We start from the raw sequence: 25092 nt of genomic DNA on the forward strand, positions 1-25092 counted from the left end.
GGCGCCCTCGGCGGGGATGACGATCTCGCGTTTCTTGAAAAGTTTTATCATGATGTTCCAGTTCGGCGATCAGCGACCGCTTAGCATGGCAAGCAGTGTGCGCGGCACGAGGGCCACCACTACCACGTGGATAACGATGAAGCCGAACAGGCCCGCCATCGCGAAAAAGTGCACCAGGCGCGCGCCTTCGTAGCCGCCCATCAGCTCGCGCAGCAGCGGAAACTGCACGGACTTCCACAGCACCAGCCCGGACAGCACGATGACGACGCTGGCGACCATCACAAACAGATACGCCAACCGCTGCACGCTGTTGTAATGGCGCGGGTCGGCGTGCGACAGCTTGCCCCGCAAGGCCAGGCCCAGGTCGCGCAGCAGCTGGCGCGGCGTGACCGGGAAAAACTGCCGACGCAACCTGCCCGAGGCGACATTGATCAGTAAATACAGGATGCCGTTGGCGACCAGCAGCCACATGGCGGCGAAGTGCCATTGCAACGCGCCGCCGAGCCAGCCGCCCAGGGTGAGGCCCGGCGGAATGGCGAAATCGAGAAACCGGGTGGCGTTGTAGATGCGCCAGCCGCTCGTCAGCAGGACCAGCACGGCGATGGCGTTTAGCCAGTGTGTCAGGCGCAGCCATGCGGGGTGGACGATGGCCGGCGCGCCGCGAGCGGGTGGATCGATGGATTTCATGGTGTGCGTTCTCGATGAAGGTAACATTGAGTTCGCAACAGCCCGGCGATTGGTTACAGGCCGGGTCGAAATATTCGTAAAAAATTTATTTGATGGGCGATGTAACCAAAGGGCGCGATGCGACGAATAGAAGAGGTGGACCACCTGCGCATGACCGAACTACGCCTCCATGCCCTGTTTTTACAGGGCATGGACGGCGACGCCCTGGCTTATCGCCGTTTCCTGACGGCGACGGCGACGCATTTGCGCGCCTTCCTGCGCCGGCGTCTGAGCCGCTGGCCCGACGAGGTGGAGGATCTGGTGCAGGAGGCGCTGCTGGCGATCCACAACCAGCGCCTCAGTTACGACACCGCCGTGCCGCTGACGGCCTGGGTCTATACCATCGCCAAGTACAAGCTGATCGACTGGCTGCGGCGGCACGCGCGGCGCGACAGCCTGCACGATACGCTGGACGATGTCGACGAGGGCGAGGGCGGGCTGTTCTCCAGCGCGGCGGCGGAGGCCGGGGAGGCGCGCCGCGATCTCGCCAAGCTGCTCGCCCTGCTGCCGGACAAGCAGCGCGACGCCATCGTCCATACCAAGCTGGACGGCTTGTCGACGCGCGAGGCCGCCGCTGCGCTGAAGATGTCGGAGGCGGACGTCAAGGTATCGGTGCATCGCGGAATGAAGACATTGGCCACTATCCTGAGAGGTTCGCCATGAAAACAGACGATTTGATCACCATGCTGTCCAACGGTCCGGACGTGGCGCTGGCAGCTCGGCCGGTGCGCGCCACCGCGCTGCCGCTGCTTGGCGGCCTGCTCGCCAGCGCCGCCTTGATGCTGGCGATACTGGGCCTGCGCCCGGATCTCGACCTTGAGATGACCTGGCCGAAGTTCTGGCTGAAGCTGGTGTTTTCGCTGACGCTGGCGGGCGCGGGGGGGCTGGCTGTCAAGCGCCTGGCCGCGCCCGGCGCCAGCACGCGCGCGCTGCCGCTGTTTGTCGCCGGGCCGGTGCTGGCGCTGTGGGCGGTGGCGGCCGTGGCGCTGTGGCTGGCGGCGCCGGATTTGCGTGCCGATCTGTTCTGGGGCAGCACGTGGCGCTATTGCCCGCTGCTCATCGCCGTGTTGTCGCTGCCGCTGCTGGCCGCCGCGCTGCATATCCTGCGCGGGCGGGCGCCGACCCGCCTGCGCCTGGCGGGCGCGGCGGCGGGTTTCGCCGCCGGCGGCGCGGCGGCGGTCGTGTACTGCCTGCACTGCCCGGAAATGAGCCCGGTGTTCGTCGGCTTCTGGTATTTGCTGGGCATACTGATACCGACCGCGCTGGGCGCGGCGCTCGGTCCGCGCGCGCTGGCCTGGTAAGGCCGGTCAATGCTGCGTCTAAAACGGGGCCGGCAGCGTATCTCAATCATGTAAACAACTTTAACAAGGATTAACATGAGAAAGATCGCCATCGTGGGCGCCGGACAAGCGGGACTGCAGCTGGGCATGGAACTGCTGGATCAGGGCCGCCGCGTCACGCTGTACACCGACCGCACCGCGCAGCAGGTTTTTGACGCGCCAACCCAGCCGGTCGCGCTGCAGTTCGAGCCGACCATGCAATACGAACGCGATCTCGGGCTGGACTTTTGGCGCGCCTACGACGCGATCAAGGTCGACGCCTTCCTGATGCGGATCTACTCGCCCGAGGGCGTCGAACAGGTCAAGTTGCGCACGCCTATCGCGCCGCGCGCGCAGGCGATCGATCTGCGCCTGAAATATTCGCGGTGGATGCGCGAGTTCAGCCGACGTGGCGGCGAGCTGGTCATCGGCGAGGCCGAGATCGAGCTGCTCGAGCGGGCTGCCGCCAGCCATGACGCGGTGTTCGTTACGGCGGGCCGCAAAGCCTTCGCGGGACTGTTCGAGCGCGATGCCGAGAAATCCCGGCTCGAGCGGCCGCACCGCAACCTGGTGCTGCTGTACGCGAAGAACGTGGCTTTCGATCCCGAGGCGCCGGCGGCGCGGCACGTGAACGCGGCCAATATCATCGCCGGCGCTGGCGAGTGCCTGTTCTATCCCTTCATGCATCGCGATACCACGGCCGCGGCCGTGGTGCTGATCGAAGCGGTGCCCGGTGGACCGCTCGACATCTACGACCGTAACCTGTCGATCGCCGACAACTTCGATGCCTATCGCGCCTACCTGCGCCGGGCCTGCCCCGATATCCACGCGTCCCTGGCGGATGCGCAGGTGCTGGAGGACGAACTGCTGCAAGGTGCCATCGAGCCGGTGGTGCGCCGCCCGGCGGGACGGCTGCCGTCGGGCAAACTGGTCATGGCCCTGGGCGACGCCTTGATCGTGCACGATCCGGTGGGCGGCCAGGGCTTGAACGCGGCCGCGAAAGCGGCCGACCACGTCGCCCGCAGCATCGCCGCCGATCCGGCCGCCCGTTTCGATGCGCAATGGATCGACCGCGTTTTCGCCGAGTACTGGCTGGGCGCCGAAGGCTGCTATCGCATGACCAACGATTTCCTCACCGGGCTGCAACCGCACCAGCAAATGGCCGTCTACGCCGGCAGCGTGGTCCCCGAAATCGCCGCCGATCTGCTGAACCATTCGGGCCGGCTCGATCAGGTGTACGCCTGGTTCGGCGATCCGGACGCCACCTATGCGCACCTGGCCGGCCGAGGCTTTGCCGTGCCCCGGGCCGCCTAGGCCGGCCGTTACGCAGCCCTGGCCGGTGATACGCCGGGCAAGGGCTGTGCCCTGCAAGAAACGCCTATAAACGCGGTCGATAGCCAGCCATACAAATGTTCGATTGGCCGCTCCGGCGGATTTCGGCGACCATGCCCGCATGGATACTTTGACGAACGAAAGACAGTACCTGGCCGTACTCCTCACGGAGATTTCCACCGGATGCGAGCGGGCGTTTAATGAACTTTACAGGCGGACACGCTCTTGCCTTTACGGCGTGGCGTTCCGGCTGGTCCGGCAGCCGTTCAAGGCGGAGGAGGTGTTGCAGGAGGCGTACCTCAAGGTGTGGACCGGCGCGCGCGGCTTCAGGAGCGGGCTCGGCACGCCGATGACGTGGCTGATCACGATCGTGCGCAACCAGGCGATCAGCCGTTTGCGCAGCGAGCAATTGGAGCACAGCCTGAGCGAAGACCTTGGCCGACAGGAGGACTGGCAAGCGCGCGACGACCAGCAGCCTGACGGCGATCCCGTCGGCGGGGAGGCGTTGACGCAAGCCTTCTACGCGGAGAAACGCATGCGCCTATCGGCGCATACCGCCGGGCTCGAGCCGATGCAGCGACAGTGCCTCGCGCTGGCCTTCGAGCACGGGCTCTCGCATTCCGAATTGTCGCAGCATCTGGGCGCGCCGCTGGGAACGGTTAAATGCGCCATCCGGCGCGCCATCGCGCGGCTGCGCGCCTGTTACAAGGTGGCCTGACCCGCGAGGCTTCGCGTGGCGGCGATGATTTGTTCGCGCAGCCAGCGCAGGCCGGGGCATTCCTCGTTGTGCGGGTGCCAGGCCATGCAGAGCACGTACGGCGGCAGATCGAAAGGGAGCGCGGCCAGTTCGACGTCCGCGGCCCAGGCCCGGGCCAGGCTGTCGGGCACGGTGCATACCAGGTCGCTCGCCAGCAGCACGCTCGGCACGGAGGAGAAATCGCGCAGCGCCATGGCGACATGGCGTTTCTTGCTGAGGCGGTACAGGTGTTCGTCGATTACCCCGTGCAGGCTCGCCGACAGCGAGACATTGACATGCTCCAGCGCGCAATACGCGTCGAGCGTCAGCGGCGACACGCCACGCGGATGATGCCGGCGCTGGGCGAGGACCATCGCGGCGCTGCCCAGCGTCACGCTGGCGAGGTCCGGCGGCAGCAGGCAGGCTGGACCGACGTAAAGGTCGTACCGGGCTTTCTCCAGGTCGCCGGCCAGGCGGGAGAAATCCGGCTCCGCCGCCGTCACCTTCAAGCGGGGATTATTCAGCGTGGCAAATTGCTTGGCCAGCAGCGGCAGCACAAGGGCGGCGGCGGTGTTGCTGGCGGCGATGCTGAATTGTCGGGCGGCGGTGGCCGGGTCGAATTCGTCGCGCGGCAACTGCACAGCCGACGCCAGCGCGACCAACGCCGGCTGCAGGCGCCGGTGCAGGCGGTTGGCGAACGGGGAGGGGACCAAACCGCGTCCGTTCGCCATCGGCACCAACAAGGGATCGTTGAACAGCAGCCGCAGGCGCGCCAGCTGCGCCGACAAGGCTGGCTGGCTCACGTGCAGCTTCGCCGCCGCGCGCGTCACGCTCAGTTCCTGCAGCAGAACGTCCAGCGAGGCCAGCAGTTGGAGGTCGGCGCCACGCAATTGCAGTGGTTTGGGCGAGGAAGTAGGCATGGCGGCTCGGGACGTATCGATGTGGTGGCGTTATGGCGGGGCGGGAAAAACTATTTATGCAACATTGCTATTCTGTTACAAATTTGAGCATGTCGTGCGAGCGCACGTTTCAATGTGGCAACTTCTCCAGGGGGCGGTAGCCGTCCTCGATGCTTGTTTGGCTATCGCGGCGGCGTAAAAGGTCATTGGACACGGCGGTTCCAGCGCTATATCGTGCAAAGCCGATCATGGGATTTACGGAGCGCTTCCGGCGGCAAGGAAGGCGTCCGTGTTCCTGGCGGGTAAAACGATAAAAATACAATGGAGACAAACGTGACCAAATCCTTCTCGCTGTGGGGGGCCGTAGCTGTAGTGGCCTCATCCATGCTGTCCACCCACGCCGCCGCGCAGGCGCCAACCGCGCCGGTGACCTTCCTCAACGCCTCCGTCCACGATCCTTCCGTGATCAAAACGGACGGCACCTATTACGTCTTCGGCTCCCACCTGGCATCGGCCAAAAGCAAGGATTTGATGCGGTGGACCCCGATCACCGATTCCGTCAGCGCCACCAACAAGCTGTTCCTCAACGGTTCCAGCAACGTCTACACGGAACTGGCGGAGACCTTCAGCTGGGCGCAAACGAATACACTGTGGGCGCCGGACGTGATCCGCCTCGCCGACGGCAAGTTCTACATGTACTACAACGCCTGCAAGGGCGACTCCCCGCGCTCGGCGCTGGGTATCGCGGTCGCCGACAAGATCGAAGGCCCGTACGTGAACAAGGGCATCATCCTGAAGTCCGGCATGTGGGGCCAGGCCAGCTATGACGGCACCGTCTACGACGCCCTCAAGCATCCGAACACCGTCGATCCGAACGTGTTTTTCGATAACGGCGGCAGGCTGTGGATGATTTACGGCTCCTATTCGGGCGGCATCTTCATCATGCAGATGAACCCGGTCAACGGCATGCCGCTGCCGGGGCAGGGATACGGCAAGCGCTTGATGGGTGGCAATCACAGCCGGATCGAAGGCGCCTATGTGATGTTCAGCCCCGTCACGCAGTACTACTACATGTTCACGTCGTTCGGCGGCCTGGACGCGGCCGGCGGCTACAACATGCGCGTGGCCCGTGCCACTTCGCCGGACGGCCCGTACTACGACGCCCAGGGCGTGGACATGGCCAACGTCAAGTCCGATCCGTCCAAACCCCTGTTCGACGACGCGTCGATCGCGCCGTACGGCGTGAAGATCATGGGGAACTTCCTGTTCGAGCGCAAGCTGGGCGAGCCAGGCACCGGCATCGGCACCGGTTATGTCTCGGCGGGCCACAACTCGGCCTACTACGATGCGGCCACCGGCAAGCACTTCCTGATTTTCCACACCCGCTTCCCCGAGCGTGGCGAACAGCATCAAGTCCGCGTGCACCAGATGTTCATGAACGCCGATGGCTGGCCCGTCGTGGCGCCGTACCGCAACTCCAATGAGACCCTGGAATCGGTTCAGCGCGGATTCGTGTTCGGCGACTATATGTTCGTCAACCACGGCAAGGATATTTCGGCCACCGTCAAAAAATCCCGGTTCATCACACTCAACGCGAACGGCTCGATCAGCGGCGCGGTCACCGGCTCCTGGGCGCTGGTGGGCGCCAACCAGGCCGAGATCAATCTGCCCGGCTCGCCGCCATTCAAAGGGGTGTTCCTCAAGCAGTGGGACGAAACCTCGCAAAGCCATGTGATGACGTTCTCGGCGACCTCGCGCGACGGCGTCTCCGTCATGGGCAGCCGGCTGGCGCCGCGCAGCGACATGCAGGCGGTGAACGCCATCGCCGACCAACTCACGCTCGGCAACACCAACGCGGTCACCGGCGACATGACCTTGCCGACCAGCGGCGCGCGCGACGCCGTCATCACTTGGACGTCGTCGAATCCGCAAGTGTTGAGCAATACGGGGCAGGTCACCAGCCCGGCCAGCGATGTGACCGTCACCTTGACGGCCACCATCACCAAGGGGCAGGCGCGTGTGGTCAAGTCGTTCGTCGTCACGGTCCGCAAGCTGGGCGGCATGATCGCCCACTATACGTTCGACGGCAACCTGGGCGATGCGACCGGCGCGTTCGGCGCAGGCACTGTCATCGGCGCGAAGATCGATGTCGGCGGCGGCAGCCTGGGCTACGAGGCGGGCATGAAGGGCAGCGCCGCCGTGTTCAATGGCGCGAGCGGCGTGCGCCTGCCGAATGGCCTGATCTCCAGCAACACCTACACGGTGGCCATGTGGCTCAAGCCGGCCCAGCTGACCGCGTTCTCCACCACGTTCTTCGGCGCCCGCACCGGCGACTCGTGGATCAGCCTGCTGCCGCGGGGGCATGACGGCGTCGGTGGCGCGACCATGCTGTGGTCGGGAACCGCCTGGTACGATGCCGGCCTGGGCATGAACATCCCGGTCGGACAGTGGTCGCACGTGGCGTTCAGCGTCAAGAACGGTGCCGTCAACATCTACGTCAACGGCGCCAAGCGCTACAGCGGGGTGAACTTCCCCAACGTGTTCACCACCACCACCGGCGTGTTCGCGCTGGGCGTGAACTGGTGGGACGCGCCGTACAAGGGGTCGATGGACGACCTGCGCATCTACGGTTCGGCGTTGACGGACGGGGAGATTTCCAGCCTCGCGCGTTAAGTCCGGGATTTTTTTATGCGGATGCCGGCCCTCCCGGGCGCCTGATGGCCGGCTCAGCAATTATCATAGGCATGGCCGGCACCCGCCGGCCGCCTCTTTTTTAACGGACACCTTACCTACACATGACTATTTCCACCAGACCCGCCACGATTTTCCTGCTCAGCACCCTGGTCGGCCTCAGCGCCTGCGGCCAGATGCCGTCCCGCGACGCCTCCGATCCCGCCGCGCCAGCCGGCGTATCGTTGTCGCGCATGCCTTTCGGCACGCTGTCCAATGGCGCCAAGGTCGAAGCCATCGTCCTGAAAAACGCCGGCGGGCTGTCGGCCACCTTGATCTCCTATGGCGCCACCGTGCAGAGCCTGCGCTTCCCGGACAAACAGGGCAACGCCGCCGACCTGGCGGTGGGTTACGACACCCTGGCCGGCTACGAGACGACCCCGGGTTTCACCAACGTGACGGTGGGCCGCTACGCCAACCGCATCGCCAACGGCACGTTCGCCATCGACGGCAAGAAGTTCGCGCTGTCGGTCAACGAGGCGCCCAACACGCTGCACGGCGGCGCGATCGGCTGGGACAAGCGCAACTGGGTGGTCAAGAGTGTCGAGCAGACGGCCGACAAGGCGTCGGTGACGTTCACCTTGACGTCGCCCGATGGCGACCAAGGCTTCCCGGGCACCGTCGTGGCCGACGTGACGTACGAGCTCAATAACAAGAACGACCTGACCATCCGTTACGGCGCCAAGACGGACAAGCCGACGGTGGTCAACCTGACTTGGCACAGCATGCTCAACCTGTCGGGCATCCCGGCCACGCGCCTGGCCACCGATGCCGAGGTGACCATCGAATCGGACGCCATCCTGCCGGTCAACCAGACCTTGATTCCGACCGGCCAGCCGCTGCCGGTGGCCGGCACGCCGTTCGACTTCCGCACCCCGGGCGTGGTTACCGAGCGCGTGCGCATGCAGCACCCGCAACTGGCGCTGGCCAACGGCGGCATCGATCACAACTACCTGATTCGCGGCGGCAAGACGGCGCAACCGAAACCGGCGGTCAAGATCGAAGACCGCCAGTCCGGACGCGGCCTGACGATCGCCACCACCGAGCCTGGCATGCAAGTTTATACGGGCAATTTCCTCAAGGGCGAGGTGACCGGCAAGGGCGGGCAGAAGTTGACCAAGTACCAGTCCATCAGCTTCGAGGCGCAGGGCTATCCGGACAGCCCGAACCAGTCGGCCTTCCCGACCACGCGCGTGGACCCGGGCCGCGACTATTCGCAGACCACGGTGCTGCATTTCTATACGCTCGATAAGTAATCCGGAAATCCCGCGCTGCCGCGATTTCGCGGCACGCGTCCGCGATGCTATATTCAGGTTTTCTGAATAATGGGGGCGGTATGGACAGGTTGCGGGCGATGGAAGTGTTCGTCGAGGTGGTGCGCAAGAACGGCTTCGCGCGGGCGGCCGACGCGCTCGATACATCGCCGGCCAATGTCACGCGCATCATCGCCGATCTGGAAAGCCACCTCGGCACCCGGCTGCTGAACCGCAGTTCGCGCAAGATGTCGCTGACCGAAAGCGGCGACGCGCTCTACGAGCGGGCCAAGACCATCGTCGAGGATATGGCCGAGGTTGAGGCGATCGCGTCGTCGACGTCGATGACGCCGCGCGGCCTGCTGCGGTTGAATGCTCCGCTCAGTTTTGGCGTGCTGCAACTGGCGCCGCTGTGGGCCAAGTTCATGGACCTGCACCCGGGCGTCGAGCTGGAAGTGGCGTTGAGCGACCGGGTGGTCGATATCGTCGAGGAGGGCTACGACATGGCGATCCGCATCTCGCGCTCCGGCTCGGCGTCGCACGCCGCGCGCAAGCTGGCCACGTCGCAAAATATCTGCTGCGCCGCGCCGGCCTACCTCGAAAAACACGGCGTGCCCAAGGTGCCGCAAGACCTCGCCGCGCACCGCTGCATCGGCTACCGCTACGCGGCCACCGCCGACGAGTGGCACTTCAGCAATCAACTGGGACAAGCGGACGTCGTCAAGGTCAGCTGCCCCATGCATACCAATAATGGCGACACGGCGCGGGCCGTGGCCGTCGCCGGCGGCGGCGTCATCTGGCAGCCGACCTTTTTGGTCGGTGCCGACCTGAAGGCGGGGCGTTTGGTGCGCGTGTTGCCGGACTATCATTTGCCCGACATCGACGTGCTTGCGGTGTATCCAAGCCGGCGCCATCTGAGCGCCAAGGTGCGCGTGATGATCGACTTCCTGGCGGATGAGTTTGCCGGAATTCCGCCGTGGGATCGTTAGTAGTCTCGGGCTTTCCTATAACAATCAATGACTTGCGAAAATTTGGCTCAGTCTTTATTTTTCAGATTGTATAAAATATCCAAAAGGATTATCATCCACCGGTGGGTGATGACGGAAGTTGTGCATCGCCTTTTCCTAAATCACCTGACGACTTTATGAAGGAAGCACCATGAGCGACAACATCTTCACCGGCACCATTCCGGCCCTGATGACCCCATGCACCCCCGAGCGCACCCCCGACTTCGACGCGTTGGTGAAGAAGGGCCGCGAGCTGGTCGACCTCGGCATGAGCGCGGTCGTGTATTGCGGCTCGATGGGCGATTGGCCGCTGCTGACCGAGGCGCAGCGCCAGGAAGGTGTGGCGCGCCTGGTCGCCGCCGGCGTGCCGACCATCGTCGGCACCGGCGCGGTCAATTCCAAGGAGGCGGTGTCGCACGCCGCGCACGCCGCCAAGGTTGGCGCGAGCGGCCTGATGGTGATTCCACGCGTGCTGTCGCGCGGCGCCTCGCCGGCCGCGCAGAAGGCGCACTTCGAGGCGGTCCTGTCGGCCGCGCCGAAGCTGCCGAGCGTGATCTACAACAGCCCGTATTACGGCTTCGCCACGCGCGCCGACCTGTTCTTCGAACTGCGCGCCAAGCATCCCAACCTGATCGGCTTCAAGGAGTTCGGCGGCGCGGTCGATCTGCGCTACGCGGCCGAGCACATCACCAGCCAGGACGAGAACGTCACGCTGATGGCCGGCGTCGACACCCAGGTGTTCCACGGCTTCGTCAACTGCGGCGCCACCGGCGCTATCACCGGCATCGGCAACGCGCTGCCACGCGAAGTGCTGCAACTGGTCGCGCTGTGCCGCAAGGCCGCCGAGGGCGACGTCACCGCCCGCCGCCAGGCGCGCGAGCTGGAATCGGCGCTGGCCGTGCTGTCGTCGTTCGACGAGGGCACCGATCTGGTGCTGTTCTACAAGTATCTGATGGTGCTCAACGGCGACAAGGAATACACCTTGCACTTCAACGAGACCGATGTGCTCAGCGACAGCCAGCGCCGCTACGCCGAGATCCAGTACGGCCTGTTCCGCACCTGGTACGCCGGCTGGTCGAAAGAGGTCGCCGCCTGAGGTTTTCGAAAGGCGCGCCGCTTATTTTCCGGCGGGGGCGGCAATATAATTTATACTGCCGCCTGCAAAGTTCGGGCGCCTGCCCGGACATCCGACAGAAAGTCCCGCCATGAGTTCCACCGTTACCGCCCCCAAGGCCGCAGCCCCGCGCTTCGCGGTGACCACCGTCGCCGAGCAGGCGGCGGACGCGTTGCGCCGCAAGATCATGGCCGGCGACCTGCCGGAAGGATTCCAGCTGCGCCAGGACGCGCTGGCGGCCGAATTCGGCATCAGCCGGATTCCGGTGCGCGAGGCGCTGGTGCAGCTCGAAGGCGAGGGCCTGGTCAGGATCGTGCCGCACAAGGGCGCGGTGGTGTCCGAGCTGTCGATCGCCGAGATCAGCGAGCTGTTCATGTTGCGCGGTTTGCTCGAACCGCTATTGCTGAAAAAGTCCGCGCCCAAGCTCACCGCTGCCGACTTCGCGGAAATCGACGCCATCCTGGCCGAGTACAAACAAGAATTACACGCGCAACATCCGACCCGCTGGGGCGAACTGAACACGCGGTTGCACGACTTGCTGATGTCGCGCGCGGAGCAGCCGCGCACCATGGCCATCGTCGCGGGCCTGTTGCTGCAGACCGACCGCTACACGCGCCTGCAATTGTCCCTGAGCGTCGAGAGCTGCCGGCGCGCCGAGGAAGAGCACGCCGAACTTGTGCGCTTGTGCAAGGTCGGCGAGGTGAGGGCGGCGGCCAGCCTGCTGAAGCGGCATATCGAACACGCCGCGGCCGAACTTGAACGCTTCATCGTGTCGCGGCGGCGTTGAAGGGCATCGATCTCATTCTGTCTCAATCCAGACGTCACCGCATTGGCTGAAAATCCGGCATAGGCTGTGCGGAAACTCATACATGCCCTCCGGTTGTCACTTGACGACCGGAGGGCATGTCCAATTGATCGAGGTTGCCCCGGATTTGGTTGGATTGACCGACGTGGCTGAGTTGGTGGGTGTCTCGCGGCAAAACATGCGCAAGCTGATGTTGACTTACCCGGGCAGTTTTCCGGCGCCGGTACATGAAGGCAGCGCTTCGATCTGGCATCTGGCGGACGTGTTGGCTTGGCTACGGGCCAAAGGCGGTTACTCGCTGACGCAAGATGTGCTTGACGTCGCAAACGTCGCGCTGCAGGTCAACGTGGCGAAGGAAGGGAAACGGTTGGTGCATTCAGGTTTCGTGGAACTGAAAGCGTTTGACTGAATAAACTCTGGGCGTGTTCTCTAGCGCCGGTTTGCTTCCCGGTGCGGCCCGTTCCCTGGCATTCGATACCGATGCGAAATTCATTCCGATGTGGCATGATCGCCAAACCATCACTTGGCAAGGGCGCGCATGACCATCTCCCACCTCATCTCCGACTGTGACGGCGTGCTGATCGACAGCGAAGCCATTGCCCTGCAGGCATTGGCCGACTTTTTGGCGCCGCTCGCCGGCGACCGCGGGCGCGTGTTGCCGCTGATCCGTCCACGGCTCGGACTGAAACTCGAAGCGCTGGTGCTGGGCGTGTGCGCGGAGCTGGGCCTGGCGGCGCCGAGCGCCGCCGACCTGGCCGTCATGCGCGGTGTGGTCGAGGCCGAATGCGACCGCATGGCCGAGCCGGTGCCCGGCGTCGAAGCCGCGCTGCGCGCCATCGCGCTGCCCAAGGCCGTCGCCAGCAACAGCCGCCTGGTGCGCGTGCAGGGGCTGCTCGAACGCACCGGGTTGATCGCCTTGTTCGACGGCGGGCTTTATACAGCCGACATCGCCGGCCGGCCGAAACCCGATCCGGCCGTCTACCTGATGGCCGCCGCCGCCATGGGCGCGCGCGCCGCCGACTGCGTCGTCGTCGAGGACAGCATCACCGGCGTGCACGCGGCCGTGGCGGCCGGCACCGTCGTGCTGGGCTTCACCGGCGGCCCGCACAGCCCGCCGGACCAGGCCGAACGGCTGCGCGAGGCCGGCGCCCGGCTGGTGTTCGGCTCGATGGCCGAGCTGCCTGGGTTGGTGGGGCAACTGTCGCGGGACTGACTTCACAAGGGGACAACGTATGGGTTTGCAAGAATGGACGCCGGTCGACCATGGGAATTGTGCCAAGGTCGAGGGGCCCTTTTACCATGGAACTAAAACCCGGCTCGGGATAGGCGATTTGCTGGTTCCCGGCTTTCAATCCAATTTCGAGGAAGGGCGCGTTTCCAACAACGTCTATTTCTCAGCAGGCCTCGATGCGGCCATGTGGGGTGCGGAACTGGCCACCGCGCTCGCCGGCGAGGCGGGGCCGGGATATATTTACATCGTCGAGCCAACAGGCGTCTTCGAAGACGATCCCAATTTGACGAACAAGCGCTTCCCTGGCAACCCGACGCGTTCCTATCGCACGCGCCAACCCTTGAGGATCGTCGGCGAAGTCATGGACTGGACCGGGCACCCGCCGGAGACGGTGCAAGAAATGCTCAATAATCTGGCGGCGCTAAGGGGCAGCGGCCGTGCGGCGATAGAGGATTAGCAATGCATTCCTTTGTGCGGTAGCGAACAGCGCGACGGCCGATAGACTCCTATCATTGCCAACCGACATGTCGAGTTCCACGCTTTACGCTTGGAAACTACATGTAACAGGCATAGGAGTCGTTCTTAGCATGCGTTTTATTCCCACCTTCCTGATCTGGCTGATGCTCGCGCTGGCCGCGCCCCTCGCCGTCGCGGTACCTCCTGCCAAGCCCGCCGCCGAGGCGCCGGCCGTTCCAGCGGACGTACTCGGCCGCGAGACCCCGCGCTCGATGGTTGCCGGACTGATCGGCGCCCTGGCCGAACTCGATTACGACCGCGCCGCCCAATTCTTCGATCTGCCGGCGCCGACCAGCAACCGGCAGCAGCGCACCGCCGCCAGCCAGGCGCGCGCGTTCCACGCGCTGCTCGACGACAGCGGCTCGCTCAAGCCGTTCGCAGCCTTGTCCAACGTCGATACGGGCAGGCTGGACGACGATCTGCCGGCCGACGAGGAAAACATTGGTGAAGTCACGTTGCAGGGCAAGGAAGTGCCCATTCTGCTCACACGCGGACAGGACGGCGACCGCCAGGTGTGGCGCATCTCAAAAGAGACGCTGGCGCTGATGTCGACGGCAGCCAAGCTGGCGCCGGTAGCCCAGGCGCCGCCGAAAAACGAATGGTTTGTCGCCGGCGCGCCGCTCAAGGACTGGGGCGTGCTGCTTGGGCTGGGCGTGGTGGTCTTCGGTGGCCTGTGGCTGGTTTCCGTCATCTGCGTGACCGTGATCCGCCGGCTGGTCGCCGATCCGGCCGCCAGCAGCGGCTACCGCTTCGCCGAGGCGGCGCTGCCGCCACTGAGCCTGCTGATCGCCGTCGCCGTCTTCTACAACTGGGCCGACGCGCTGCCCGTGTCCATCGTCGCGCGCCAGAATTTGCTGCGCTACACCGGCGTCATCACCGCCATCGCGGTGGTGTGGTTCGGCCTGCGATTGGTCGACGGCATCGCCGACCTGGCCGTCGCGCGCATGCAGCGCCAGCAGCGCCGCCAGATCGTCTCCGTCATCATTCTGGTGCGGCGCACGGTCAAATTCCTGCTGCTTGCGTTCGCCGGCATCGGCATCCTGGGCACCTTCGGCATCGATGTCACCACCGGGATCGCGGCGCTGGGTATCGGCGGTATCGCGCTGGCGTTGGGCGCGCAGAAGACGGTGGAGAATCTGGTCGGCAGCGTCACCATCATCGCCGACCGCCCGTTGCAGGTGGGTGACTTCGTCAAGGTCGGCGACGTGGTCGGCACGGTGGAGGACGTCGGCATACGCTCGTCCCGCATCCGCACCGGTGAGCGCACCGTGGTGACCGTTCCCAATGGCGACTTGTCGGCGCGCCAGATCGAGAACTACGCCGAGCGCGACCGCTTCCTGTTCAATCCGGTGATCGCCATTTCCTACGGCACCACGTCGGCCAAGCTGCGCGAGGCCATCACCATCGTCCAGCAGGTGCTGGCTACGCACGACAAGATGGCGGAGGGCGCCCGCGCCCGGCTGGGCAATATCACCGACCGCGCCTTCAATATCGAGGTGTTCTCGTATATCGACGTGCCGGACTTCGATACACAGGTGGTGATCCGGGAAGAGCTGCTGCTGACGATATACGAAAGGCTGGAAGCGGCCGGCATCGGCCTCGCGTTCCCGACCCAGACCGTTTTTTATGCGCCGCAGCGCGCGGCGGCGGCGGAAATGCCCACACCGGTGGGTATCGGCGTCACAGCCTCACGCAACAGCTTCGCCAAATCGGTGATGTGAGGCGTCGCATCGTCTCCCGATGTAATCGTCCTGTTTGCTGCCTCCTTGATCGGAGGCATTTTTTTCGCCATCGCCCGTCTTAAACCAGCACTTGGGCTACCATGAAGACACACGCTTTGACGATGCCCCAGATGACGCCGGAAACCAAAACGGCGGAAGCGGTGGCCGCGACCACCCCGGTCGTGATCGCAAAGCCATCGCGTTCAAGCAGGCCCAGCGCAAGCAGACTGATGGAAAGGGCGGGCAACATGTTCCCAAGCGGGATGGGCAGCACCAGCACCAGCGCCAGCAACAGGCACACCAGGCCGATCACGTATTCGCACGGCGGCAGCGCCAGTACGCTGATGCGTGGACGAAGCAGCTTTTCCGCTCGTTCCAGCCACGGAATCACGCGCCGCATCATCCCATGGAAGTCCGCGCGCGCCATGGAGCGCCGGCTGATGATCCCCGGCAGCCACGGCCGCATGCCGAATGTCAGCTGGGCGGCGAGAAACACCAGGGGTGCGCCTAATATGGCCGACGTTCCAGGCGGCACTGGCAGGATATTGGGAAAAGCGAAAATGAACAGCAAGGCGCCGGTGGCGCGGTCGCCCAGGGCGTGCAGGAGGTCGCCCACGGCGATCCGGTCCCGCGACGTATCGTCGGCCAGTTCGCGCAATAGTTGGGAAAGTGCGGGGCCGTCGCCTGCGCAACTCATTTGATAGGCTTCATTAGTCAGGGGAAAGGTAGAGTAAGCTCACACGATTATGACCCGGGAACCTTAAGACCCTGTTAATGACATGGAAAAGACGATGGTTGTGACAAATTCCAACAGCGGCCACAGGGCGGGATGACCCATGCGAGTCCTTTTGACTTGCCGATTTCGTTATAAATTCTTCCGATTTTTTATTACTTTCCCGGCATTGTCGATGCTACCATTCTCGCCAGACTAGCGAATGGCGAACGGCGATGAGCACGAGGATGATCAGGATGGGCATGGTGGTGGCCACCGGCGATACCGCAAAGGAAAAGCACCAAAATTTCCTGACCGGTGACGGCGCCGCGCCGACCTCCGATTGCACAGACTTTTTCTACCGTCACGGCATCTCCACCCCCAGCGTCCTGTTCGACGATTTGCAGGATACTTATTATTTCGCCAAGAACCGTGCCGGCCAGTTCGTCTGGGGCAACCGGCTGCTGCAGGAGCAGCATTCCCTTTCCAGCGTAAAAGACATCATCGGCAAGTCCGATCATGATTTCTTCCGCCGCGACATCGCCGACCGCATCCGTGCCGACGATTTGCAGGTGATGGAAAGCGGCGCCGCCGTCAAAAACAAGCTGGAAGTCATCGACGGCAACAACGGCGCGCTGACCTGGCTGTTCACCACCAAGGCGCCGGTGCGCGACCGCCACGGCGAGATCGTCGGCGTCGAGGGCTTCAGCCGCGACGCCCAGCGCTCGCAGGAGGCCATCGCGCCGTTCCACGTGTTCAAAAGCTGCATCGAATACCTGCAGGCTCACCTGACCGAGGACATCGGCATCGAGCATCTGGCCAGCCTGTCGTGCATGTCGCTGTCCACCTTCGAGCGCAAGTTCAAGCAGCATTTTTCGCTGACGCCCAAGCAGTACATCCTGCGCATGAAGATCCACGAGGCTTGCCGCCTGTTGCCGGGCGCGCAGAGCATCGCCCGCGTGGCCGTGGAGACCGGCTTCGGCGGGCAGAGTTACTTCACCAAGATTTTCCGTAGTGTGGTCGGCATCACCCCCAAACAGTATCAGCTGTCCTTGCTGGCCTCCGGGCGGGCGGGAACGGTCCGAAGGAGTAATTGAACCAAAGAAGTATTGGAGGAGACATGTTGCAAGCAGAACGAGAGATAGACGGACGCAGATCCGCTCTCATCAAACTAGCCGGGCTGTGTGGCCTGGCATTGTCCGGCGACGCCCTGGCGGCGCTGGCGGCCTCCGGCAAGGCGCCGGCCGCGCCCGAGTTGTTGTCGGCCGACGCGCTGGCGCTGACGGCCGTGCTGGCCGAGCACATCATTCCCGCGACCGACACGCCCGGCGCGCTGGCCGTCGGCGCGCACCGCACCATCGACCATATGTTGATGGTGTGCGCGACAGCGTCGGAGCAGCAAAGCTTTATCGCCGGCCTGGAGCGGGTGGACGCGATGGCGCTGGCCGCCGACGGCAAGCGCTTCCGCGCGCTGCCGGCCAAGCGCCGCATCGCGCTGCTGCACGCCCTCGATGGCGGCAGCGCGCCGTTCACCGCCGAGGACCAGCGGTTTTTCCGAAAGATGAAGTCCTATACGCTGTTCGCCTACTACACCTCGGAGGCCGGTTCGACGCTCGAGCTGGCGTATCTGCCGGTGCCCGGAGGCTTCAAGGGCAACTTCCCCGTTCGTAAAAACACCAGGACCTGGGCGATCTGACATGAGCCAAACTTCATCGTTCTACATCAAGCAAAGCGCCGAACAATTCGACGTCATCGTGGTCGGCTCCGGTATCACCGGCGGCTGGGCCGCCAAGGAAATGTGCGAGCGCGGCCTGCGCACCCTTATGGTCGAGCGCGGCCGCCCGGTCGAGCACCGCAGCGACTACATCGGCGAGGGCGTCGACGAGTGGAAGCTGCCCAATCGCGGCCTGGTCGAGGAAAAGCTGGCGGCGGACCAGTTCGCCGAGCAGCGCAAATGCTACGCCTTCGACGACCACACCAAGCACTTCTTCAACAACGACCGTGACATGCCTTACAGCACGCCGGAGGGCAAGCCTTTCAGCTGGATACGCGGCAACCAGCTGGGCGGCAAATCGTTGCTGTGGGCGCGCCAGTCCTACCGTTGGAGCGACCTCGACTTCGAGGCCAACGCCAAGGATGGCCACGGTGTCGATTGGCCGATCCGCTATGCCGACCTGGAATCCTGGTACACCCACGTCGAGCGCCACGTCGGCATCAGCGGCGCGCGCGAAAGCCTGGATGTCTTGCCGGATAGCGAATTCCTGCCGGCGTTCGAATTCAACACGGTCGAGGCGGCGCTGAAGAAGAAGTTCGACGCCAGCTTCGCCCCGGCCCGCATGATCATGGGCCGCTGCGCGCACCTGACCAAACCCAGCGAGAAACATCTGGAAATGGGGCGCGGCAGCTGCATGGCGCGCAGCATGTGCAACCGTGGCTGCTCCTTCGGCGCGTATTTCTCGACGCAAAGCTCGACCTTGCCGGCCGCCGCCGCGACCGGGCGTTTGAGCGTGGCCACCAACGCCATCGTCCACAGCGTGCTGTACGACGCCAAGACCAACCGCGCCACCGGCGTGCGGGTGATCGATGCCGACACCATGGAAACCCGCGAGTTCTACGCCAAGGTGGTATTCCTGTGCGCCTCGACCCTGGGCAGCACGCAGGTCTTGCTGAACTCGACCTCCGAGGCGTTTCCCACCGGCTTGGGCAACTCGTCCGGCGTATTGGGCCACTATCTGATGGACCATCTGTTCGGCGCCGGCGCCTCCGGCCGCGTCGAGGGCTACGAGAACGATTATTACTCCGGCCGCCGTCCGACCGCGCCTTACATTCCGCGCTTCCGCAATGTGCGCGAGCAGCATCCCGGCTTCCTGCGCGGCTATGCGCTGGCGGGCGGCGCCGCGCGCGAAGGCTGGGCGGAACAGGGCCGCAAGCCGGGCTTCGGCAAGGACTACAAGGCCATGATACGCAAGCCCGGCCCATGGCATTTCGGCCTGTACGGCCAGGGCGAGATGCTGCCGCGCTATGAAAACATGGTCAGCCTGCATCCGACCAAAAAGGACAAATGGGGCATGCCGCAGCTGCACATCGACTGCACCTATTCGGCCAACGACGACAAGATGCGCGAAGACATGGCCGACACCGCCGCCAACATCCTCGAATCGCTGGGCGTCAAGGACATCCATAAGTCGATCAAGACCCCCGAGCAGTGGGCGCCGGGCTTGTCGATCCACGAGATGGGCACGGCACGCATGGGGCGCGATCCGAAGACCTCGATGCTCAACGGTTACAACCAGGCGCACGATGTACCCAATCTGTTTGTGACCGACGGCGCCAGCATGAGCTCCAGCGCCTGGCAAAACCCGTCGCTGACTTTCATGGCGCTCACCGTGCGCGCCTGCGCCTATGCGGCCGAACAACTCAAACTTGGCAAACTCTAAGGAAAAATAATGAAAACATACCAACGCAAGGCCCTGGCATTATCCCTGACGCTCTGCTTCACCCTGGGCGCCGCGTCCGCGCAGGCCGCCACCAGCCCGCTGCTGGGCGTGCAGCTGTGGTCGGTCAAGGACGAGGTCAAGCAGGACTTCGAGGGCACCCTGGACAAGCTGTCCAAGCTGGGCTTCCAGGGTGTCGAGTTCGCCGGCGAGTTCGGCAAGTACAAGGCCGATCCGGCCGGTCTGAAAGCCTTTTTGAGGAAGAAGGGACTGCAATGCGCCGGCGCCCACATGCGTGTCGACCAGCTCAACGCGGCCAACTTCAAGGCCACCACCGACTTCTACAAGCAGCTCGGTTGCGACCATCTGATCATTTCGATGGACGACCGGGCCGCCAGCAAGGAAGGTTCGACCGAACTGGCCAAGGAACTGAGCGCCTTGTCGGTCAAGCTGGACGCGCAGGGCATGAAGCTGGGCTATCACAACCATGAAGCGGAAATGCTAGGCGATAAGGGCCAGACCAACTGGGACCTGCTGGCCAAGAACACGCCCAAGAACTTCATCCTGCAGCAGGACGTGGGCTGGACCACCTATGCCGGCAAGGACCCGATCGACTTCGTGAAAGAGTATCCGGGCCGCACCGTGACCACGCATTACAAGGCCAAGTTCGTCAAGGGCACCGAGGGCGTCAGCATCATCGGCCAGGACAAGACCGACTGGGCCGGCCTGACCAAGGCGGTGCGCAGCGTCGGCGGCACCAAATGGATCATCGTCGAGCAGGAGGAGTATCCGAACGGCATGGGCCAGCTGGAATCGGTGGCGGCGTCGATGCGCGGCCTGCAAGCGGTGTTGGCCAAGCTGCCGGCGCGCTAACCAGGGAACTACATGAGCTTGTCAGTACATTTTCAACACATCGTCAAGGAGTTCGGCCCCGTGCGCGTGCTGCACGGAGTCGACTTCGCGCTCGAGCCTGGCCGCGTCTACGGCCTGCTGGGCGAGAACGGCGCCGGCAAGTCGACCCTGATGAAGATCCTGGCCGGCTACGAGCGGCCGACCGGCGGCCAGCTGCTGATAGACGGCATGGCGCGCGACTTCGCCGACGCGCGCCAGGCGGAGGCGCTGGGCATCGCGCTGATCCACCAGGAATTCAATCTGGCCGAGCATTTGACGATCACGCAAAACATCTTCCTCGGCCATGAGAAAACCAGCGGCTGGCTGCTGGACACCAAGGCCATGCGCGCCGGCGCCGCCGCCTGCCTGGAGCAGGTGGGGCTCAACGTCAGTCCGGACACCAAGGTGGCCGACCTGATCGTCGCCGAAAAACAACTGGTGGAAATCGCCAAGGCGCTTAGCCGCAAGGCCCGCCTGCTGATCATGGACGAGCCCACGGCCAGCCTGTCGTCCGGCGAAACGCGCAAGCTGTTCGAGCTGATGGCGCGGCTCAAGTCCGAGGGCGTGACCATCGTCTACATCTCGCACAAGCTCGACGAGATGGAGGCCAACACCGATGAGGTGGTCGTGATGCGCGACGGCCGCTTCGTCACCCGCGCGGTGACCGCCGACATCGACCGCCACCAGATGGCCAACCTGATGGTGGGGCGCGACGTGTCGGACATGTTCGTGGCCAAGCAATTGCCGGCGCCGGACGCCAGGCCACTGCTCAAGGTCGAGGGCCTGAGCGTGCCGGGCTGGGTGCGCGACCTGAGCTTCGAGGTGCGCGCAGGGGAAATCCTCGGCTTCGGCGGCCTGGTCGGCGCCGGCCGCACCGAGGCTTTCGAAGCCCTGCTGGGCCTGCGCCCGCGCTCGTCGGCGCGGATCGAAATCGATGGTGCGCCGGTCGACATACGCAATCCACGCCAGGCCATGCTGCACGGCCTAACCTACCTGAGCGAGGATCGCAAGGGCAAGGGCCTGCACGTGGAACTGGGCCTGCGCGAAAACCTCACGATGATGACCTTGGAACGCGACTCCAAGCCGTGGCTGGACCTGAAGGGCGGCCGCGCGGCGCTGGACAAGGCGATCGCCGATTTCGGCATCCGCCTGCGCGACATCGACTGCAAGGCCGGCTCCCTGTCCGGCGGCAACCAGCAAAAGCTGGCGCTGGCCAAATACCTCCACAGCGATCCGCGCGTGGTGGTGCTCGACGAGCCGACCCGTGGCGTCGATGTCGGCGCCAAGCGCGATATTTACCAACTGATCCACCGCCTGGCGGCCGAGGGCAGGGCCGTCATCGTCATCTCGTCCGAGCTGATCGAACTGATCGGCCTGTGCCACCGCGTGGCGATCCTGCACGGCGGCAAGCTGCAAGCGATGCTGGACCACGACCATCTCACCGAAGAAGAATTGATCTCCCATGCAACCGACACCCACCACTAAAGTTCCATTCGCGCTGCCGGGACTGTCGCGCTTCCGGGGCTATGGCCCCGTCATCGCGCTGGTTCTGCTATGTATCGCGGGCGGCCTGTTGAATCCCGATTTCGCCACCGTCGAAAACCTGATGAACGTGCTGACCCGCACCGCCTTTATCGGCATCATCGCGGTCGGCATGACTTTCGTCATCGTCTCCGGCGGCATCGACCTGTCGGTCGGATCGATGGCCGCGCTGATCGCCGGCGCCATGATCATGCTGATGAACGCCGCCGCCGGTTCGGCGCAACCGCTCGACCCCGTTGCAACCGTGATGCTGGGCTGTGCGCTGGCGCTGCTGATGGGCGGGGTGCTGGGCGGAGCCCACGGCCTGCTGGTCACGCGCGGCCGCATCGAACCGTTCATCGCCACCTTGGGCACCCTGGGTATCTTCCGCGCCACCTTGACTTATCTGTCCGATGGCGGCGCGCTGACCCTCGACAGCACCGTCTCCGACGTCTACAGCCCGGTCTACTATCAAAGCGTGCTGGGCGTGCCGATTCCGGTGCTGGTGTTCCTGCTGGTGGCCGTCGGCGGCGCGGTGATCCTGAACCGCACCGCCTTCGGCCAGCATGTACAGGCCATCGGCTCGAACGAGCAGGTCGCCAGCTACGCCGCCATCCGCGTCGACAAGATCAAGGTGCTGACGTATTTGCTGCTGGGCGTGTGCGTGGCCATCGCCACCATCCTGTACGTGCCGCGCCTGGGCTCGGCCACCCCAACCACCGGGATTCTGTGGGAGCTGGAGGCGATCGCCGCCGTCGTCGTCGGCGGCACCTCGCTCAAGGGCGGATCGGGACGCATCATGGGCACCGTCATCGGCGCCATCCTGTTGTCGGTGATCGGCAATATCGTCAACCTGACCAGCATCATCAGCGTCCACCTGAACGCTGCCGTGCAAGGGGTGGTGATCATCACCGTCGCCTATATGCAGCGTGGCCGTCGTTAATTTTAAGAAGAGGAACACAATGATCACAATGAAACGCATCGTTAGCGCCTGCCTGTTGGCAGTTGCCGCAGGGTCGGCCATCTCCGCTGAAAAAGTCACGCTCGGCGTGGCGATCCCGACCGCGACCCACGGCTTCACCGGCGGCATCGTCTGGTGGGCCAACCAGGCCAAGAAGGAGCTGGAGGCGGCCAATCCGACGCTCAAGGTCATCATCAAGACGGCCGCCAGCACGCCGGACCAGGCCAATCAGCTGCAGGACATGCTGGTGGTGAACAAGATCAACGCGCTGGTGATCTTCCCGCTGGAATCGGCCTCGCTGACCCAGCCGGTGATGCAGCTGAAAAACAAGGGTGTCTACGTCACCGTGGTCGATCGTGGCTTGACCAATCCGGCTGCGCAGAACGCCTACGTGGCGGGCGACAACACCGCCTTCGGCAAGTTGCCGGCCGAATACCTGGCCAAGAAGCTGGGCGGCAAGGGCAATATCGTCATACTGCGCGGCATGCCCAGCACCCTGGACAACGAGCGGGTCGACGCCTTCAACGCAGCGTTGAAGGCCAATCCAGGCATCAAGGTGCTCGACACCAAATACGGCAACTGGAACCGCGACGACGCCTTCAAGGTCATGCAGGATTACCTGACCCGCTTCAAGCAGATCGACGCGGTCTGGGCGGCCGATGACGACATGGCCATCGGCGTGGTCAAGGCCATCGAGCAAGCCAAGCGCACCGATATCAAGGAGGTGTTCGGCGGCGCCGGCGCCAAGACCGCGGTCAAGAAAATCATCGATGGCGACAAGCTGATCCAGGCCAACGTCTCGTATTCGCCCAAGTTCATCTACGACGCCATCAAGATGACCGCCACCGCCCGCCTCAAAGGCGAAGCCTTGCCGGCCAAGACCGTCATTCCATCGGTACTGATCACGCGTGAGAACGCCAAGCAGTTCTATTTCGCCGATTCGCCGTATTAATCCAACACCGCGAAATCAAGCGGCCAACGGAACCACGTAGGGCGGATTAGCGCAGCGTAATCGGCCATGGTTGAGCCGCCGACGGCACATGCATGGCCGATTACGGCGTTCCGCCTAATCCGCCCTACGAGAATCGACTTAGCCTTAACTTAGCGGCATAACGCAGGAGCTCAGTATGAAAACAATTAAGGGACCGGCCATCTTCCTGGCGCAGTTCATGGGCGATGACGTCCCGTTCGACAGCCTCGAGAATCTGGCAGGCTGGGCCTCGGGCCTGGGCTACAAAGCCATCCAGCTGCCGTGCGATCCGCGCCTGTTCGACCTGGAGCAGGCCGCCGACAGCCAGGCTTATTGCGACGACATCGTCGCGCTGCTGGCCTCGCACGGCTTGCAGATCTCGGAACTGTCGACCCATTTGCAGGGCCAACTGGTCGCCGTGCATCCAGCCTACGACGCGCTGTTCGACGGTTTCGCGCCTGCGCACGTGCGCGGCAATCCGGTGGCGCGCCAGGCCTGGGCCGTCGACCAGTTGCTGCGCGCCGCGCGCGCGTCCAAGCGCTTGGGACTGGCGGCCCATGTCAGCTTCTCCGGCGCGCTGGCCTGGCCCTACCTGTATCCGTGGCCGCAGCGACCGGCCGGACTGGTCGAGGAGGCGTTCGCCGAGCTGGGCCGCCGCTGGCTGCCGATCCTCGACGCCTTCGAGGATGCCGGCGTCGACATCTGTTATGAACTGCATCCCGGCGAGGACCTGCACGACGGCGTGACCTTCGAGCGCTTCCTGGACGCGGTGGGCGGCCACAAGCGCGCCAACATCCTGTACGACCCGAGCCACTTCGTGCTGCAACAGCTGGACTACCTGGCCTTCATCGACATCTATCACGAGCGCATCAAGGCCTTCCACGTCAAGGACGCCGAGTTCCGTCCCAACGGGCGGCAAGGCGTGTACGGCGGCTACCTGGGCTGGCAGGAGCGCGCGGGGCGCTTCCGCTCGCTGGGCGACGGCCAGATCGACTTCAAGGCGATCTTCTCGAAGATGGCGCAATACGACTATCCGGGCTGGGCGGTGCTGGAATGGGAATGCGCGCTCAAGCACCCCGAGGACGGCGCCCGCGAAGGCGCGGACTTCATCCGCAGCCACATCATTCGCGTGGCCGGACGGGCGTTTGACGATTTCGCCGGCAGCGGCGCGGACCTGCAACAAGTGCGCGCGTTGATGGGACTGGAGAACTGAC

23 protein-coding genes and 1 pseudogene are annotated in these 25092 nt (G+C 64.3%); 21 read left to right on the plus strand and 3 right to left on the minus strand.

Annotated elements, in window-relative coordinates; genetic code table 11:
• Nucleotides 1–69 precede the first annotated feature (69 nt).
• Entirely contained in the window at nt 70–687 is a 618-nt protein-coding gene (locus AC07P1_RS09225; protein ID WP_494695503.1) for a cytochrome b/b6 domain-containing protein, read from the minus strand.
• Between the two features lie 117 nt (nt 688–804).
• Here AC07P1_RS09225 and AC07P1_RS09230 point away from each other — a divergent pair, with 117 nt between their 5' ends.
• The 4 genes from AC07P1_RS09230 to AC07P1_RS09245 all read left to right on the plus strand — a co-directional run bounded on the left by AC07P1_RS09230 (nt 805) and on the right by AC07P1_RS09245 (nt 4095).
• Nucleotides 805–1389 carry a sigma-70 family RNA polymerase sigma factor gene (locus AC07P1_RS09230; RefSeq protein ID WP_494695504.1) on the plus strand — a complete coding sequence of 195 codons (585 nt, stop codon included), beginning with the start codon at nt 805–807 and terminating at the stop codon, nt 1387–1389.
• Nucleotides 1386–2027: an NrsF family protein gene (locus AC07P1_RS09235; RefSeq protein ID WP_494695505.1), complete on the plus strand. Its 642-nt coding sequence runs from the start codon at nt 1386–1388 to the stop codon at nt 2025–2027. The genes AC07P1_RS09230 and AC07P1_RS09235 overlap by 4 nt, the downstream gene beginning before the upstream one ends.
• 75 nt (nt 2028–2102) lie before the next feature.
• Nucleotides 2103–3359 carry a styrene monooxygenase/indole monooxygenase family protein gene (locus AC07P1_RS09240; protein ID WP_494695506.1) on the plus strand — a complete coding sequence of 419 codons (1257 nt, stop codon included), beginning with the start codon at nt 2103–2105 and terminating at the stop codon, nt 3357–3359.
• Between the two features lie 139 nt (nt 3360–3498).
• Nucleotides 3499–4095 carry a sigma-70 family RNA polymerase sigma factor gene (locus AC07P1_RS09245; protein WP_494695507.1) on the plus strand — a complete coding sequence of 199 codons (597 nt, stop codon included), beginning with the start codon at nt 3499–3501 and terminating at the stop codon, nt 4093–4095.
• Here the strand turns inward: AC07P1_RS09245 and AC07P1_RS09250 are convergent.
• Nucleotides 4080–5033, minus strand: a complete 954-nt coding sequence (locus AC07P1_RS09250) for a LysR family transcriptional regulator (protein WP_494695508.1) — start codon at nt 5031–5033, stop codon at nt 4080–4082. The genes AC07P1_RS09245 and AC07P1_RS09250 overlap by 16 nt on opposite strands.
• 312 nt (nt 5034–5345) lie before the next feature.
• Between AC07P1_RS09250 and AC07P1_RS09255 the strand changes: the two genes are divergently transcribed.
• The 9 genes and pseudogenes from AC07P1_RS09255 (at nt 5346) to AC07P1_RS09295 (ending at nt 15389) form a co-directional block, all read left to right on the plus strand.
• Nucleotides 5346–7685, plus strand: a complete 2340-nt coding sequence (locus tag AC07P1_RS09255; RefSeq protein WP_494695509.1) for a family 43 glycosylhydrolase — start codon at nt 5346–5348, stop codon at nt 7683–7685.
• Nucleotides 7686–7807: 122 nt separating this feature from the next.
• Nucleotides 7808–8998, plus strand: coding sequence for an aldose epimerase family protein (locus tag AC07P1_RS09260; protein ID WP_494695510.1), 1191 nt, complete (start codon nt 7808–7810; stop codon nt 8996–8998).
• 80 nt (nt 8999–9078) lie between these two features.
• Nucleotides 9079–9984, plus strand: coding sequence for a LysR family transcriptional regulator (locus AC07P1_RS09265; RefSeq protein ID WP_494695511.1), 906 nt, complete (start codon nt 9079–9081; stop codon nt 9982–9984).
• A 169-nt stretch (nt 9985–10153) separates the two neighbouring features.
• Nucleotides 10154–11098, plus strand: a complete 945-nt coding sequence (locus AC07P1_RS09270) for a dihydrodipicolinate synthase family protein (protein ID WP_363497110.1) — start codon at nt 10154–10156, stop codon at nt 11096–11098.
• 109 nt (nt 11099–11207) lie between these two features.
• On the plus strand, nt 11208–11903 hold the full coding sequence (locus AC07P1_RS09275) for a GntR family transcriptional regulator (RefSeq protein ID WP_494695512.1): 696 nt from the start codon (nt 11208–11210) through the stop codon (nt 11901–11903).
• A 121-nt stretch (nt 11904–12024) separates the two neighbouring features.
• Nucleotides 12025–12330, plus strand: a pseudogene (locus AC07P1_RS09280) (helix-turn-helix transcriptional regulator); the annotation flags it as partial.
• Nucleotides 12331–12459: 129 nt separating this feature from the next.
• Nucleotides 12460–13134, plus strand: coding sequence for an HAD family hydrolase (locus AC07P1_RS09285; RefSeq protein WP_494695513.1), 675 nt, complete (start codon nt 12460–12462; stop codon nt 13132–13134).
• Nucleotides 13135–13153: 19 nt separating this feature from the next.
• The gene (arr, locus tag AC07P1_RS09290) at nt 13154–13609 is read left to right on the plus strand and encodes an NAD(+)--rifampin ADP-ribosyltransferase (RefSeq protein WP_494695514.1); all 456 of its coding nucleotides are present in this window, start codon (nt 13154–13156) and stop codon (nt 13607–13609) included.
• A gap of 130 nt (nt 13610–13739) precedes the next feature.
• Nucleotides 13740–15389 (plus strand): mechanosensitive ion channel family protein, encoded by a 1650-nt coding sequence (locus AC07P1_RS09295; RefSeq protein WP_494695515.1) that lies wholly within the window; start codon nt 13740–13742, stop codon nt 15387–15389.
• 79 nt (nt 15390–15468) lie between these two features.
• On the opposite strand, the gene AC07P1_RS09300 is transcribed toward AC07P1_RS09295, so the two are convergent.
• Nucleotides 15469–16086 carry an exopolysaccharide biosynthesis protein gene (locus AC07P1_RS09300; protein ID WP_494695516.1) on the minus strand — a complete coding sequence of 206 codons (618 nt, stop codon included), beginning with the start codon at nt 16084–16086 and terminating at the stop codon, nt 15469–15471.
• A gap of 251 nt (nt 16087–16337) precedes the next feature.
• On the opposite strand from AC07P1_RS09300, the gene AC07P1_RS09305 reads away from it, so the two are divergent.
• From AC07P1_RS09305 to AC07P1_RS09340, 8 genes are all read left to right on the plus strand, one after another.
• Entirely contained in the window at nt 16338–17198 is an 861-nt protein-coding gene (locus AC07P1_RS09305; protein ID WP_494695517.1) for an AraC family transcriptional regulator, read from the plus strand.
• A 98-nt stretch (nt 17199–17296) separates the two neighbouring features.
• Entirely contained in the window at nt 17297–17797 is a 501-nt protein-coding gene (locus AC07P1_RS09310; RefSeq protein WP_494695518.1) for a gluconate 2-dehydrogenase subunit 3 family protein, read from the plus strand.
• Nucleotide 17798: 1 nt separating this feature from the next.
• The gene (locus tag AC07P1_RS09315) at nt 17799–19538 is read left to right on the plus strand and encodes a GMC oxidoreductase (RefSeq protein WP_494695519.1); all 1740 of its coding nucleotides are present in this window, start codon (nt 17799–17801) and stop codon (nt 19536–19538) included.
• 9 nt (nt 19539–19547) lie between these two features.
• On the plus strand, nt 19548–20408 hold the full coding sequence (locus AC07P1_RS09320) for a sugar phosphate isomerase/epimerase (protein ID WP_315213256.1): 861 nt from the start codon (nt 19548–19550) through the stop codon (nt 20406–20408).
• A gap of 12 nt (nt 20409–20420) precedes the next feature.
• Nucleotides 20421–21911, plus strand: a complete 1491-nt coding sequence (locus AC07P1_RS09325; RefSeq protein WP_494695520.1) for a sugar ABC transporter ATP-binding protein — start codon at nt 20421–20423, stop codon at nt 21909–21911.
• Complete coding sequence (locus AC07P1_RS09330) at nt 21889–22890, plus strand: ABC transporter permease (protein WP_494695521.1); 1002 nt, start codon at nt 21889–21891, stop codon at nt 22888–22890. The genes AC07P1_RS09325 and AC07P1_RS09330 overlap by 23 nt, the downstream gene beginning before the upstream one ends.
• A gap of 19 nt (nt 22891–22909) precedes the next feature.
• Nucleotides 22910–23860 (plus strand): substrate-binding domain-containing protein, encoded by a 951-nt coding sequence (locus tag AC07P1_RS09335; RefSeq protein WP_494695522.1) that lies wholly within the window; start codon nt 22910–22912, stop codon nt 23858–23860.
• Nucleotides 23861–24035: 175 nt separating this feature from the next.
• Nucleotides 24036–25091, plus strand: coding sequence for a sugar phosphate isomerase/epimerase family protein (locus AC07P1_RS09340; RefSeq protein ID WP_494695523.1), 1056 nt, complete (start codon nt 24036–24038; stop codon nt 25089–25091).
• The last annotated feature ends 1 nt before the right edge of the window (nt 25092 follow it).

The organism is Duganella sp. GW821-FHT07F09, assembly GCF_059418705.1.